Annotated in this window: 15 protein-coding genes; 5 read left to right on the top strand and 10 right to left on the bottom strand. The window is 49.0% G+C overall.

Annotated elements, in window-relative coordinates:
• Positions 1-188: 188 nt before the first annotated feature.
• The 4 genes from MHI45_RS26045 to MHI45_RS26030 all read right to left on the bottom strand — a co-directional run bounded on the left by MHI45_RS26045 (position 189) and on the right by MHI45_RS26030 (position 4,926).
• Positions 189-1,145 (bottom strand): ABC transporter permease, encoded by a 957-nt coding sequence (locus MHI45_RS26045; RefSeq protein ID WP_076112641.1) that lies wholly within the window; start codon positions 1,143-1,145, stop codon positions 189-191.
• Positions 1,146-2,219, bottom strand: coding sequence for an ABC transporter permease (locus tag MHI45_RS26040; protein ID WP_076112642.1), 1,074 nt, complete (start codon positions 2,217-2,219; stop codon positions 1,146-1,148).
• Complete coding sequence (locus MHI45_RS26035; RefSeq protein ID WP_076112643.1) at positions 2,212-3,750, bottom strand: ABC transporter ATP-binding protein; 1,539 nt, start codon at positions 3,748-3,750, stop codon at positions 2,212-2,214. Before MHI45_RS26035 ends, MHI45_RS26040 begins: the two co-directional genes overlap by 8 nt.
• A gap of 171 nt (positions 3,751-3,921) precedes the next feature.
• Positions 3,922-4,926, bottom strand: a complete 1,005-nt coding sequence (locus MHI45_RS26030) for a BMP family lipoprotein (protein ID WP_076112644.1) — start codon at positions 4,924-4,926, stop codon at positions 3,922-3,924.
• Between the two features lie 309 nt (positions 4,927-5,235).
• On the opposite strand from MHI45_RS26030, the gene MHI45_RS26025 reads away from it, so the two are divergent.
• A complete protein-coding gene (locus MHI45_RS26025; protein WP_038587259.1) occupies positions 5,236-5,778 on the top strand; it encodes an acyl-CoA thioesterase in 543 nt (180 codons plus the stop codon).
• Positions 5,779-5,895: 117 nt separating this feature from the next.
• Here MHI45_RS26025 and rplT read toward each other — a convergent pair whose 3' ends face one another.
• The 4 genes from rplT to MHI45_RS26005 form a co-directional block, all read right to left on the bottom strand.
• Positions 5,896-6,255, bottom strand: a complete 360-nt coding sequence (rplT, locus tag MHI45_RS26020) for a 50S ribosomal protein L20 (protein ID WP_038587257.1) — start codon at positions 6,253-6,255, stop codon at positions 5,896-5,898.
• A gap of 32 nt (positions 6,256-6,287) precedes the next feature.
• On the bottom strand, positions 6,288-6,488 hold the full coding sequence (rpmI, locus tag MHI45_RS26015; RefSeq protein ID WP_036696104.1) for a 50S ribosomal protein L35: 201 nt from the start codon (positions 6,486-6,488) through the stop codon (positions 6,288-6,290).
• A 56-nt stretch (positions 6,489-6,544) separates the two neighbouring features.
• Positions 6,545-7,042 carry a translation initiation factor IF-3 gene (infC, locus tag MHI45_RS26010; RefSeq protein ID WP_038587254.1) on the bottom strand — a complete coding sequence of 166 codons (498 nt, stop codon included), beginning with the start codon at positions 7,040-7,042 and terminating at the stop codon, positions 6,545-6,547.
• Positions 7,043-7,318: 276 nt separating this feature from the next.
• Complete coding sequence (locus MHI45_RS26005; protein WP_038587252.1) at positions 7,319-8,557, bottom strand: glycosyltransferase family 2 protein; 1,239 nt, start codon at positions 8,555-8,557, stop codon at positions 7,319-7,321.
• A 414-nt stretch (positions 8,558-8,971) separates the two neighbouring features.
• On the opposite strand from MHI45_RS26005, the gene MHI45_RS26000 reads away from it, so the two are divergent.
• On the top strand, positions 8,972-9,499 hold the full coding sequence (locus MHI45_RS26000; protein ID WP_341119680.1) for a phosphatase PAP2 family protein: 528 nt from the start codon (positions 8,972-8,974) through the stop codon (positions 9,497-9,499).
• A gap of 56 nt (positions 9,500-9,555) precedes the next feature.
• Positions 9,556-10,671 carry an MGDG synthase family glycosyltransferase gene (locus MHI45_RS25995; RefSeq protein ID WP_076112688.1) on the top strand — a complete coding sequence of 372 codons (1,116 nt, stop codon included), beginning with the start codon at positions 9,556-9,558 and terminating at the stop codon, positions 10,669-10,671.
• A gap of 111 nt (positions 10,672-10,782) precedes the next feature.
• Here the strand turns inward: MHI45_RS25995 and trmB are convergent, their stop codons facing one another.
• Positions 10,783-11,499 carry a tRNA (guanosine(46)-N7)-methyltransferase TrmB gene (gene trmB, locus MHI45_RS25990; protein WP_038587248.1) on the bottom strand — a complete coding sequence of 239 codons (717 nt, stop codon included), beginning with the start codon at positions 11,497-11,499 and terminating at the stop codon, positions 10,783-10,785.
• Between the two features lie 230 nt (positions 11,500-11,729).
• Positions 11,730-11,912: a hypothetical protein gene (locus tag MHI45_RS25985; RefSeq protein ID WP_038587245.1), complete on the bottom strand. Its 183-nt coding sequence runs from the start codon at positions 11,910-11,912 to the stop codon at positions 11,730-11,732.
• A 354-nt stretch (positions 11,913-12,266) separates the two neighbouring features.
• Here MHI45_RS25985 and MHI45_RS25980 point away from each other — a divergent pair, with 354 nt between their 5' ends.
• A complete protein-coding gene (locus MHI45_RS25980) occupies positions 12,267-13,220 on the top strand; it encodes a TIGR01212 family radical SAM protein (protein ID WP_038587243.1) in 954 nt (317 codons plus the stop codon).
• Positions 13,220-13,825: a tRNA (mnm(5)s(2)U34)-methyltransferase gene (locus MHI45_RS25975; RefSeq protein WP_076112649.1), complete on the top strand. Its 606-nt coding sequence runs from the start codon at positions 13,220-13,222 to the stop codon at positions 13,823-13,825. Before MHI45_RS25980 ends, MHI45_RS25975 begins: the two co-directional genes overlap by 1 nt.
• The last annotated feature ends 22 nt before the right edge of the window (positions 13,826-13,847 follow it).

The following is a 13,847-nucleotide window of genomic DNA, read 5'->3' as shown; positions in this document are numbered from 1 at the left end:
GCATCCTCTGCAGATATGGCTCAAAGCCAAGTAGAAATGGCTTTGCCGTCCTCAAAAGGACGGTATCCGTTTCAGCGAGATTTATAGCTGAAGCATATAAATTCTTATATTCGCACAAAAAAACGCATTTTCGGCAACAGCCGGAAATGCGTTTTTGAATAATACCGCTATTCAAATCAACTGCGGGTCTAACGTTTGCTGGGATCGTATGGCTCACCGAGCGCTTTTGGCGCCGAAGAGCGGCCTACAGCACTTACCAGTACTATAATCGTCAATACATAAGGAATCATAAAGATAAATTCCTGAGGGATACTATTGGACCATTCAAACAACTGCACATAGTTGCGGATAGCCTGGGAGAATCCGAAGAATACTGCGGCTGCAAATGCACCAAGCGGATTCCATTTGCCGAAGATCATCGCTGCAATGGCGATAAAACCTTGACCGGAGATCGTATTGTGCCCAAAGGTACCTGTAGTCGTCAGCGTAATTGTCGCTCCGCCGATACCGGCCAGCAGGCCACTCAGCATAACTCCGATATATCTCATCCGCTTTACATTGACACCCAGCGTATCTGCAGCACTCGGATGTTCGCCAACTGCGCGCAAGCGAAGGCCAAACGGAGTCTTAAACAGCACAAAGTAAATGACAATAACCAGCACAATCGCCAAATAGGTCGTCGGATAGGAATTAAAAACCCCTTCGCCAATAACCGGAATCTTCGAAAGACCTGGCACCGGTATTTTTTTGAAGCCATCCAGCAGCGGTGTTTCACCAGCGCCATCAAAAAGCAGCTTAACTATATAAAGCGTACTGCCGGCAGCAAGGAAGTTAATTACCGTACCGCTGATCGTCTGATCGGCTTTAAAGGTAATTGCGGCCACCGCATGAATCAATGAGCCAATCACACCCACAGCCATAGCGCAAATCACACCAACCCACGGAGCCCATGCCCCCATTCCGGCATCCTGGGCATAATATCCGCCCACGGCTGCCGCAAAGGCACCAAACATCATCAAACCTTCAAGACCGATATTGACTACCCCGGAGCGTTCAGAGAAGATGCCGCCCAGCGCGGCAAAAATGAGCGCTGTGGAGAATACAAGCGTTGTATTGAGCAGTTGTCCTAACGTCTGCAGATCCATCTATAACACCTTCTCTTTCTTGCGCTTGAAGTAAAACGGTTTAAGCACCCAGCGGACAATTCCTTGTGCCGCAATAAAGAATATAATTGAACCGATTACGATACGGATCAGTTCCGGTGGAACATCTGCTCCAAAGCTCATGCCTGCCGAACCATACGTCAGTATTCCATATAGGATAGCGGCCAGTACGACTCCAAGCGGATGAGTCAGTCCAAGAAGTGCGACGGCGATGCCGTCAAATCCATAACCCGGCGAGGCTGCGAAGACGGATTGATAGTGGAATACGCCCAGCACCTCACCTGCTCCCGCCAGCCCGGCGAAAGCGCCACTGATGAACATCGCCTTCACTACATTGCGTCCAACATTCATCCCGGCATATTCTGCGGCATGCGGATTGAGTCCAACCGCACGCATTTCATATCCCTGTTTGGTCTTCCATAAGTACACGTAGAAGAACAGCGCTGCAGCAAGCGCAATAACTGTACCCCAGTGCAAACGGGCGTTATCAAACAGAGAATTCAGGAAGTTCATGGAAAGCGAAGCGGGAATATCCTCCGAACGGTTTTGCTTTGGAAGGAGCAAAAATGTTTTGACAATGTAATTTGCCAGATAGAGCGCGATCCAGTTCAGCATAATGGTAGTGATAACTTCATTAATTCCGCGTTTCGCCTTAAGAAATCCGGCTATTCCGGCCCACAGACCGCCGCAGAGCCCTGCAGCGATAACAGCAAGCGGGACCAGCAGGAATGGCGGCAGTCCGGCCAGCTTAATACCGATCACTGAAGCGGCGGTCATACCGATAAGCACTTGACCATCCGCACCAATGTTAAACATTCCTGAGCGGAAGGCAAATGCTACGGCAAGCCCGGTAAACATCAGCGGCGTCATTTCACGTATTGCCTCACCGAAATCATAAGCACTGCCAAATACACGCTGGAACAGGGATGAATAAGCGAGGATAGGGTCATATCCGCCGACCAGCATCACGACAGCTCCTACCAGGAAACCCAATATGATTGCAACAATCGGCACAATATAGCTGTCTGTCGCAAATATTTTTTTCAGTCTATGCACCCGCTTTTCCTCCCCGCTTCAAGCTGCCCGCCATCATCAGACCCAGTTCCTGGTCATTCGTATCCTGCGGGAATACTTCGCCGACGATTTGCCCTTCATAGATAACGGCTATTCTGTCGGAAACATTCATAATCTCATCCAGCTCGAAAGAAATCAGCAGCACGGCTTTGCCCTGATCACGCTGGGCAATCAGCTGCTTCTGCACGAACTCAATCGCTCCGACATCAAGACCACGTGTCGGCTGAGCCGCAATCAGGAGTGTCGGATTTTTGTCTATTTCCCGCGCAATAATCACTTTTTGCTGATTACCGCCTGACAAAGAGCGGGCTTTGTTCTCAATCGAAGGCGTACGCACATCAAACTGTTTGACCAAATCCTCGGCATGCTGATTGATTACGTCTTTCTTCAGGAAGCCAGACTGGTTATACGGACTCTTGTAGTACGTTTCCAATACCATATTTTCACTTACACTGAAATCGAGCACAAGCCCGTGTTTATGACGGTCTTCCGGAATATGGGATACATTCATTTCCGAGATTTTGCGTGGAGACAGGTTGGAAATTTCTTTACCGGATACGGTAATAGAACCGGAATCAATTTTGCGGAGTCCCGTGATGGCCTGGATCAGTTCACTTTGTCCGTTGCCGTCAACGCCTGCAATCCCAAGGATTTCACCGGCCTTCACTTCAAAGCTGAGGCCATTCAGCACAGATACGCCTTCCTTGCTCTTGCTGCTGACATTGGACAGCTTAAGGACACTGGATCCCACATGCGGAGCCTGCTTGTCCACTTTGAATGTCACGCCGCGTCCGACCATTTTTTCGGCCAGCTCATTCGGATTCGTCCCGGCAGTCTTAACAGTATCAATCACCTTGCCACGACGGATAATCGTAACCCGATCGGAAATCTGCATGATTTCTTTAAGCTTATGTGTAATTAGAATAATGGATTTGCCCTCTGCAACGAGCCGCTTCATGATCGCCATAAGCTCAGTAATCTCCTGCGGCGTCAATACAGCAGTAGGCTCGTCGAATATAAGTATATCCGCTCCGCGATACAGGGTTTTCATAATCTCTACCCGCTGCTGCATGCCGACCGAAATGTCATGAATTTTGGCATTTGGATTGACCTGCAGGCCATATTGCTCCGATAGTTTGCGAACCTGCTCCGAAGCGGATTTATAGTCGATTTTAAGTCCTTTTTTCGGTTCCATGCCCAGAACAATGTTCTCGGTGACCGTAAAAGGCTCTACAAGCTTGAAATGTTGGTGGACCATACCAATGCCAAGCTCAATAGCTTTATTAGGGCTATCGATAATAACCGGTTTCCCGTCGATTTCGATGCTGCCTTCATCGGGCTGGTATAGTCCGAATACGATATTCATCAAGGTGGACTTGCCTGCACCGTTCTCACCGAGCAGCGCATGGATCTCCCCTTTTTCCAGCGTCAGACTTATAGAGTCGTTCGCTACAATACCGGGAAAGCGTTTTGTGATTTGCTTCAACTCTACGACAGGAGCCGCAGCACTCATGGAATCACCCTCATCACAGAATATATAATAGACATACAGACACGGCTGTACCGCCCCTTGCGAGGCGGCACTGCTGTGTTCACGTATCACTTTTAACAGGGAACAAGGCCAGCTTTAGAACCGGCCTTGTTCCTTATACGTTATTGTAAAGCTGTAAGAATGACTCAACGCTTACTCGGATGGAACTGTGATCTTGCCATCAATAATTTGTTTTTTGAAATCCTCAACTTTAGCCAGAATTTCTTCGGATACGTTGGCTTTCGATGTTTCAGGAAGGCCCACGCCGTTGTCTTTCAGACCCAGTACGGTTGTAGTGCCGCCTTTGAATGTTCCGTCAACCACTTGTTGGGAAACTTTCTTAACCGCTTCGTCAACACGTTTGATCATGGAAGTCAAAGTTACATCGTCGCCAAATTCTATGGATTGGTCTTTGTCTACGCCGATTACCCATACTTTATCGCCGCCTGCATCATTGCGGGATTTAGCTTCATTGAACACGCCGTTGCCAGTTGCGCCGGCAGCAGGGAAGATGATGTCGTTACCGGCATCGTACAGGGTAGCAGCCAGGGATTTACCTGTATCAGGCTTGTCATAAGCGCCTGCATAAGTATTGGTTACTGTTGCTTCCGGGTTAACTGCTTCTACGCCGGCCTTGAAGCCAACTTCAAAACGTGTGATAACCGGGCTTTTCATACCGCCTATGAAGGCTACTTTGTTAGTTTTGGTTGTCAAACCGGCAACAACACCCACCAGGAAGGAACCTTCATTCTCAGAGAAAGTAACGGACTCAACATTTGGAGCGTCTACAACGCTATCGATGATTGCCAGTTTGGCATCCGGATTTGCTTTAGCTACTTCCAGCAAAGCATCTCCAAGGTCAAAGCCGATCCCCCAAGTCAGATCGTAGCCGCCTTTTACGAATTGGTTAAGGTTTGGCACATAGTCTGCGTTGGCTTTACTTTGCAGATATTTAATTTCCACACCGGATTCTTTATTAAGAGCTTCCAGGGCTTCCCAGGCAGATTGGTTAAACGATTTATCGTTTACCCCGCCTACGTCTGTAACCAGCCCTACCTTAACGTCGGACTTTGCGCCGTCATTTTTGTTACCGCAACCTGCCAAAATGACACTGGTTGCCATCAACATAACGAGTGACAATTTGAAAACCTTTTTCATCGAATGTGATCCCCCTTAAGAAATTGGATGTCTTCTATGTTCTGCTTGGACATACCATTAGATCAAATTATAACTGCAAAAAAACCTAAAATCCAGTCTATAAATGACCTCAGGTCAATAATAATTTGCATTTTTCACCAAGAAAACGCTTTCCCTGACACAAAGTGTTATATTTATGTTTATATGATGTTAGAAAAGCTCTAAATAGTTAAACATATTCCTATAACCTTATAAATATTATTGCACACAAATGTGTTTTCTATTATCATGATTGTTTATATCTTGTATGAAAAGGGAGTACTGAAAAACATGGATGAACAAAACACCCCACAAGTCGCGCCCGCCTTTAAATACAGCCGTGAATCCCGCGTGTTCAAAACCGGCCGCGTCTTCCCGAATGATGTCAACAACCACAAAACCCTGTTTGGCGGCAAGCTGATGAGCACCATTGATGAAGTTGCCTCCATCTCGGCTATGCGCCATTGCCGCACGAATGTGGTAACCGCCTCTGCTGACTCCGTTGACTTTCTTCTGCCAATCAGACCTACGGACTCCGTGTGCTTCGAATCCTTCGTCTCCTGGACAGGACGCACAAGTATCGAGGTCTTTGTGAAGATTATCTCGGAGAACTTATACACAGGCGAGCGCGTTGTCGCCGCTACGTCATTCCTGACCTTTGTAGCGGTGCACGAGGATGGTACACCTGCTCCAGTTCCGGCTATTATCCCCGAGACCGATGAAGAGAAGCTGATCAGCGAATCTGCCAATGAACGTTCAGAGCTGCGCAAACTAAGACGGACAAACAGCAAAAAGCTGGCTTCACAATTGAGCACCACCAAGTACTGGGAATAAAATTTCAACTGCAAGCCCCCTCCCTTACAGAATCTGGCCGGCAGGGGGCTTTTCTGAATGTCGCCGCGCAAAAAAAGCACCACCCGCAGGTGGTGCTTTTCGGTTTATTTATTCCTCTTACGCGTTGATCTTCTCTTTGGCTACAACAGCCAGGGAGTTGAATGCGTTAAGATCGTTTACTGCCAGGTCAGCCAGCATTTTACGGTTCACTTCTACGCCAGCCAATTTAAGGCCGAATACAAGCTTGCTGTAGGACAGGCCGTTCAAACGAGCTGCTGCGTTAATACGAACGATCCACAGTCTGCGGAAGTTACGTTTAGTTTGACGACGGTCACGGTATGCGTAAACCATCGATTTCATTACTTGCTCGTTAGCTGTTTTGAAAATGCGGTGCTTGGAACCGAAATAACCCTTTGCCAATTTCAACACTTTTTTATGTCTACGACGAACTACAAATCCGCCTTTAACTCTTGCCATATTAATAAACCTCCCAAAAATGTGTGATAAAACTATTTCAAGTTAGCGAGTCCTTGTTTCAAACGTCTTACATCCCCAGGGGCCATTACAGGATTGCCGTTCAATACGCGTTTAGCGCGTTTCGATTTGTGGGACAGCAAGTGGTTCTTGTGAGCTTTGTAACGCAGTACTTTACCAGTTCCGGTAATTTTGAAGCGGCCTTTCAGGCTGCTATGTGTTTTCATTTTAGGCATGGTGTTTCCTCCTTGAATATTATGCGGCGCCAAATTGCTGTGCAAGTGACTCCAAATTATTGGGCTTTAGGAGCCAGAATCATAATCATGCTGCGGCCTTCCAGCTTAGGCTGGCGCTCAACAACAGAGATATCTTCCACTTCGGTCTTAACACGTTCCAGGATCTTCTGGCCGATGCTAGCATGGGTAATCTCACGTCCGCGGAAACGAACGGAGCACTTCACTTTATCACCTTCGCCCAGGAACTTAATCACATTGCGGAACTTGGTTTGGTAATCATGTTCCTCAATGTTGGCACGGAACCATACTTCTTTAAGATCCACGATCTTCTGGTTCTTGCGTGCTTCCTTCTCTTTCTTCTGTGTTTCATAACGGAACTTGCCGTAATCCATGATGCGGCATACCGGCGGTTTCGCCTGCGGTGCTACGTTGACTAAATCAAGATTAAGATCAATCGCCATTTGCAACGCTTCGCGGATCGGCTTAATTCCGATTTGCTCGCCTTCCGCTCCAACCAACCGAACCTCTTTGGCCCGAATTTCATCATTGATCATATGTTCCTTACTGATAATACTCCACCTCCGGATCTACTTTACAATTATTTACGGTTCTCCATAAAAAAGGGATGCCGGTAATTCCCCGACACCCCGTTTGATCAACGTTCATGAATTATAACCATTCATAAAGCATTGAGATCAAAACCAGCTGGCGTATTTGCCAGTCAGGTGAGAAGCCGGTGCTTCTGCTTGCAATCCCTATGTTTTGCATACTTGAATACTATACAACACTCCGCAAGGAGTGTCAACATGTTCTTTTGTGAAAATCCGGGCTTATCCTTGCTTGCTCTGAACTTCCTCCAGACGCACGACACGCGTGTGCTTGGTATGGCTCCATTGCTTGTTGTTCTGCGTGAAGAAGGCATAGAACGTAATTGGATACCAGGAAAGCAGATACACCGGAAAGACCAGCAGGTAAAGATACACTTTTTTGAACTTGACCTTCTCCAGCGCCATGGCCAGCAGGAAGGTGATAATATTGGCGCCGACTGCAAAGAAGCTGAGCCACAACGGCAAATAACCGTAAATATTGGCAATATGCGGACCATTAAGCAGCGAAGTATCTACCCACATTACAGCAGTCATCAGGAATGTCAGTAGCACGATGTACACATTCACCCCATACAGCGCGAGATCCAGCTTTGTCAGGCTGCGTTCTTTAATGGCTTGCCACAGCAAAGGGAAGAAGTAGCGGCGGGCCACTGTAAAGTGTCCCTGCATCCAGCGCAGCCGCTGTCTGGAGGATGCTTTGAACGTAAGCGGCTTCTCATCAAATACCTTGGCGTCATAGTTGAATTTTGGGAATACGCCTTTGGATGCGCTGCGCATCGTAAACTCCAAATCCTCGACAAGGCTTGTTGCTCCCCAGCCCATCTCTTTAAGCAGATTGGTTTCGAAGCACATGCCGGTTCCGCCCAGGAAGTTGGCCATGTTCAAATTATGGCGCGACAGCTGCCACAAGCGGTTGATGTACCAGTAAGATACGCCGTATGCAGCAGTAATCCATGAATCCTCCGGATTCTTCGTATCAATATAGCCTTGAATTACGCGCCCGCCTGCGCAAAGATCATTATTCATCTCAGTGAGGAATTCGGTATGCGCAAGGTTGTCGGCGTCGAACATAACAACTGCATCATACTGTCTCGGCATCGCCCATAGTTCCTTGAGCATCCATTCGATTGCGTAACCCTTGCCCCGAAGGTTGGTATTGGTGCGGACACAGGCATTCATTCCGTGCTCGCGCACAATTCTTGCGGTGCCGTCTGTACAATTGTCGCAGATGACAAATACATCGTACAACTCTTGGGGATAATTAAGCTGTTTCAAATTCTCCATCAATGCGCCGACGACTTCTTCCTCGTTGTGCGCGGCAACCAATACAGCAAATGATTTTTCCGGCCCGAACTGTACCTTATTCTTTTTCTTGCGCAGTCCAAACAACGATAATGTGAACTGATAGACTGCGATTGCCGCCAAGATCACTTGGAGCGTAACAAACAATGCGTCTGTCATGATCTTTTGATGCCCCCTTTTTCACTCTTGGTGTGCTTTTTTCTTTTTTTCTCTCTCTGTCTTATTAAACGTTCTTTCTGACCCTTTTGTTGCATTCCTTACAGTAGACCAAGAGTTTCCCCTTTTTGTGGAGTAGGCTTCAATTTATATCTATCCCGTTTATAAAGATGTTATAGAGATACCAAATGGCGGACTCCTCAATTCTCTGTAACCTTATAAACATGTTTAGCCTACTTGAATCATTGTAAGGTGTAAGGGGTTGTTAAGTCAAAACTGGCATTTTCCGACCTTAACCGAGCTTTTTCTTGAAATGGACTGCTTTAAAAACGTATGATAAAGACAGCTTTCAGGTCTTGGATCGAGTGGCTGCTGCTGCGTTTATTATCCTCAGCCGGACTATCGGAGGGACAAAGTATGAAACATTTATTCATGAAACTACATCTCTGGGAACGGCAAATTTTCAAGTGGATCAACGGACGATTGCACAACCCTTTTTTGAACTTTTGGCTTTTCTATCTTACCCATCTGGGCGGAGCTACAAGCGCTATCGGTATCAATGTGCTAATCTGGGCGCTCTCACCCCAGCCTTTGAGAACAACGGGACTCCAGGCTCTCACGGCTCTGGCTGTCAGCCACCTGCCCGTCGCTGTTGCTAAAAAGTTATACCCGCGCATGCGTCCTTATCTGGCGCTGCCGGGAACGAATACGTTTCACAATCCGCTTAAAGATCATTCTTTTCCATCAGGCCATACTACAGCTATCTTCGCCTCAACGGTGCCTTATATGGCGGCTTACCCTGCCTTGACCGTTTTCCTGCTGCCTCTGGCCGCTATTGTCGGTTTCTCCCGCATTTATTTGGGACTGCATTATCCTTCTGACGTTCTTGCAGGAGCGGTTATCGGCACTGGCGTTGCGGCAGGCACCGTTGTTTTATGGATCTGAAGCCTGCATCACAAGTCATATCGGCGAAATCCATCCGGGAACAGGTGAATCCAACATTGCGCAAAAAAAGAGTTTTATTGCTGTCGGAAGGTTTTGGCGCAGGGCATACGCAGGCAGCTTACGCGCTGTCGAGCAGTCTGCGTAAGTTATCGCCCCAAGTGCAAACCAAGGTGCTGGAGCTAGGAAATTTCCTGAATCCAAAGCTGGCGCCTCTTGTTGTATCGGCATACCGCAAAACAGTGACGACACAGCCCCGCTTGATGGGGTACGTGTACCGTCACCAGAAATCATTTAATCGTCTTACCACGCTTGCCTTGCACCGCTTATTTTATACACATACGCAAAATATTGTGAAGCAGCTGAGGCCCGATATTATCGTCTGCACTCACTTTATACCCAGCGCTGTGGTGTCGCGCCTGAAACGGCTGGATCCGGCCTTCAAAGCGCCGCTCGTTACGGTGATCACGGATTATGATGCCCATGCCACCTGGATCAGCCCTGAGGTAGACCGGTATCTGGTGTCCACTCCGGAGGTCAAAGCCAAGCTGCGCCGGCGAAACGTATCCTCCGCCAAAATCCAGGTTACCGGCATGCCCGTTCATCCCAACTTTTGGGAACATCCCGGAAGAGCGGAAATTCTGGAACAGTTCGGCCTGCAGGACTTGCCGACGGTTATGGTTATGGGCGGGGGCTGGGGCATGATGAACGATGAGGTCGTGAACGAAGCGCTGGCGAGCTGGCGGGAGAAAGTCCAGATTGTCTTTTGTCTCGGCACGAATGATAAACTGCTGAGTGAGATGAACGAGGACCACCGGTACATTCATCCCAATGTCTCCCTGATCGGGTTTACCCGCGAGATTGACAAGCTGATGGAGGTATCCGATCTGCTCGTTACCAAGCCAGGAGGAATGACCTGCAGCGAAGGGCTGGCCAAGGGTATTCCCATGCTCTTTCATCACCCCCTGCCAGGTCAGGAAGAGGAGAACTGCCGCTACTTCACGGCAGCAGGTCTTGGAGAACCCATATCATCGCTGGATGTAGTCGACAAATGGATGGAGCGGCTGCTCTACAACTATGAGGACGTACAGGCCAAACGAAAAAGCCATCTGGAAGAGATCGCCAGATTTCATCCGCTGCAAAGCGCCCAAAGCATTATTGATATGCTCGAATAACGCCCGCAAGAACAAGGGGACATATAAAAATGGCAGTCCGGGAATTTCTCCTTGGACTGCCATTTTTGTATGCTTCTGCTCTGGTGGAGACATAAATCGGCACTAACTGTTCTACAGCCGGTATTTGTCCAGCCGGGCGGCCTGATACCGCTCCAGCGCCTCTGCCCCGACAATCGCTTCGCAGCGCTGGATATTGACGCCACGGCCGTAAAATTTGGTCTCATATTCCGTCATGACATGCTCTTCATTAATGACGCCGTCCGCATGCAGGTCGAGAGAGATATTCTTCATTTGCAGGCCATAGTCGGCAAACGCATTAAGGGAGAACTCAAACAGGCTCCGGGAATCCGTCTTCAGATGAATTTCCCCCAGCGGACTTAGTAACCCGCGGTATTTGTCAAGAAAACGCGGATGCGTCAGGCGGCGGCGGGCATGCTTGCTCTTCGGCCAGGGATCGCTGAAGTTCAGATAGATACGTTCCAGCTCTCCTGGAGCAAACACTTCCTCCGCATAGTTAATATTGGCGAGTGCCACTCTGAGATTAGGCGGCGTCTCATGTCCTGCCGGCTCCCACACCAAACGGGCTTTCTCAGCCGCGCGGCGGATCAATTCATCGTACATATCAACGCCGATAAAATTAATATCGGGATATTTGAAGCTCATTTGACTAATGAACTGTCCTTTGCCCATTCCGAATTCCACATGAATCGGATGATCGTTGCCGAACAATTCAGACCACCGCCCCTTGAGGCTGCGTGGATCGAGGATTACCAGATCGGTCTGTTCCTCCAGGCTTTCACGTATTCCTTTTCTTCCGCGTAAACGCATAGGTATTCCTCCGCTTATTCACTTATTACAATAACTATCACTTGCAATATTGTGCCGAACTTATCTGCAAAAGTAAAGGGATTTCAGTGAAGAGATGCTGATTCCGTCATTTTCTACATATATTTGCCAAAAAGGAAAAGGGAATTCTCCGACGGGGGCAAAAAATCCGCCGGAGAATTCCCTTTATGTTGTATTTGGAATTGGGGTCCACTAGTTCAACAGTTCATAGTCTACCTTGCCGGTGTATTAAAATCAAATTTCTTCTCGAAGGCATTTCTGATCTTGCGCTGCGCTTCTGTCTTAATCTTATGGTTGCCATTAAACTCCACACCCGTAAGCGCAAGCGCTTCATCAGGAGTCAATTGCACATCAATGGAGCCTTTGCCTTCGGCATATGATGTTTGAGAATTCATCGTGATCACCTCTTGGGTTTTATTATGGATCGGACGACACGAAATTATGAATTCAATAAATGAAGATTATGCTTGCTGTATCAGGTTTTTTACAATTTAAATATAACATAATGTGTAAGCATTAACAAGTGAAAACCCTTTATTTTTAGCCTTTTTTTCACAGGTTCCGCAGGTGCCAATGTTACGCTGGGCGCTGTTTTTTGTTACAATGGATAGGTTAAAATAAAATGGCTCTACGTTGCCTTTCCGGAACACCGTCATTTTAGCGACAATATAAGGATAACTTCAGGGGGAAAGCAGTCATTCAGCCCTAAAAAATAAACGTTCTTATATTTAAGAGAGGAGCTGCACCTGTTGAGTCTTCTAGAGACCTCTTCTCCACTGCTGTGGGGAGATAAACGATTCCATACCTGGAACTACGAAATGCGCGAACAGATGGATACCAAGGTATTCAAAGTAATGCTCGACGCCGGTTTTACCTGCCCTAACCGTGACGGCTCTATCGCCAAAGGAGGCTGCACCTTCTGCAGCGCCAGAGGATCAGGCGATTTCGCCGGAAGCCGCCGCGACGATCTGGTTACCCAGTTCAACAATGTGCGCGACAGACAGCATCTGAAATGGCCGAATGCAAAGTATATCGGTTATTTCCAGGCCTACACCAATACGTACGCTCCGGTCGAGGAGCTGAGAGAATATTATGAAGTGATTCTGCAGCAGCCGGGTGTGGTCGGACTTGCCATCGCCACACGTCCGGATTGCCTGCCGGATGATGTCGTCGAATATCTCGCCGAGCTGAACCAGCGTACGTACCTGTGGGTGGAGATGGGTCTGCAGACCATTCATGATTCCACTTCCGAACTGATCAACCGCGCCCATGATACCAAGTGTTATGTCGAGGCTGTCGAGAAGCTGCGCCGTCACGGCATCCGCGTCTGTACACATATTATCCACGGGCTTCCGCAGGAAACTCATGAAATGATGCTGGAAACTGTTTCGGCTGTTGCCCGCATGGGTGTGCAGGGCATCAAAATCCATCTGCTGCATCTCATGCGCAAAACGCCGATGGTCAAGCAATATGAGGCCGGTCTGCTGCGCTTTTTGGAGCAGGACGAATATGTCAAGCTGATCGCCGACTCGCTGGAAATCCTGCCGCCGGAGATGATTGTTCATCGTCTGACTGGGGATGCCCCGCGCGATCTGCTGATCGGGCCCATGTGGAGCCTTAAGAAATGGGAAGTGCTGAACGCAATTGATGATGAACTGGTTGCACGCGACACCTGGCAGGGTAAGTACTGGAGGAAGAGCTAATGGGCTTTATGTCCGTCCTTAGCTTTGCTCATAAATTAACCGCCGAACGCCTAATGTCCGGCGGCAGAGCCATTGACGCCACCGTGGGCACCGGTGCCGATACGCTGTTCCTCGCCAAGGCGGCCGGGCCGCGAGGCGGGGTGTACGGCTTCGACATTCAGCCTGCGGCGCTGAAGCTTGCGGAAGAGCGCCTGCGGCTGGCCCGGGAGGAAGCGCCGTCAGCGCTTTCTCCCGTGACGCTGCTGCAGCGCAGCCATGCAGCGATGGCGGATGCCGTTCCGCCGGAGTGGCGCGGAACGGTGTCGGCGGTGATGTTCAACCTCGGCTACCTGCCTTCCGGCGATGCCGACAAGACCATCATCACCGAGCCGGAGAGCACGCTGGCCGCCTTGGAGGCCGCGCTCTCGCTGCTGCGCCCGGGCGGCATCGTCACGGCGGTGCTCTACCCGGGCCATGACGGCGGAGACCGCGAAGCCTCCGCCGTTGAGTCATGGGCGGCAGGGCTTGCCCAGCAGGAGGCGCAGAGCATTGTGTACCGCCAACTCCAGCGGTCTTCTGCTCCCTACGTAGTAGCCGTAGAGAAGAAAAAAGGAACTGAAGCCTAAATAGCAATGAGCAAAATCGGGC

The sequence above is a fragment of the Paenibacillus sp. FSL H3-0321 genome, from assembly GCF_038002865.1.
In the GTDB taxonomy this organism is placed as follows: Bacteria; Bacillota; Bacilli; order Paenibacillales; family Paenibacillaceae; genus Paenibacillus_AQ.
The sequence above is the reverse complement of the archived record's forward strand: the minus strand, read 5'-3'. Positions and strand labels throughout refer to the sequence as shown.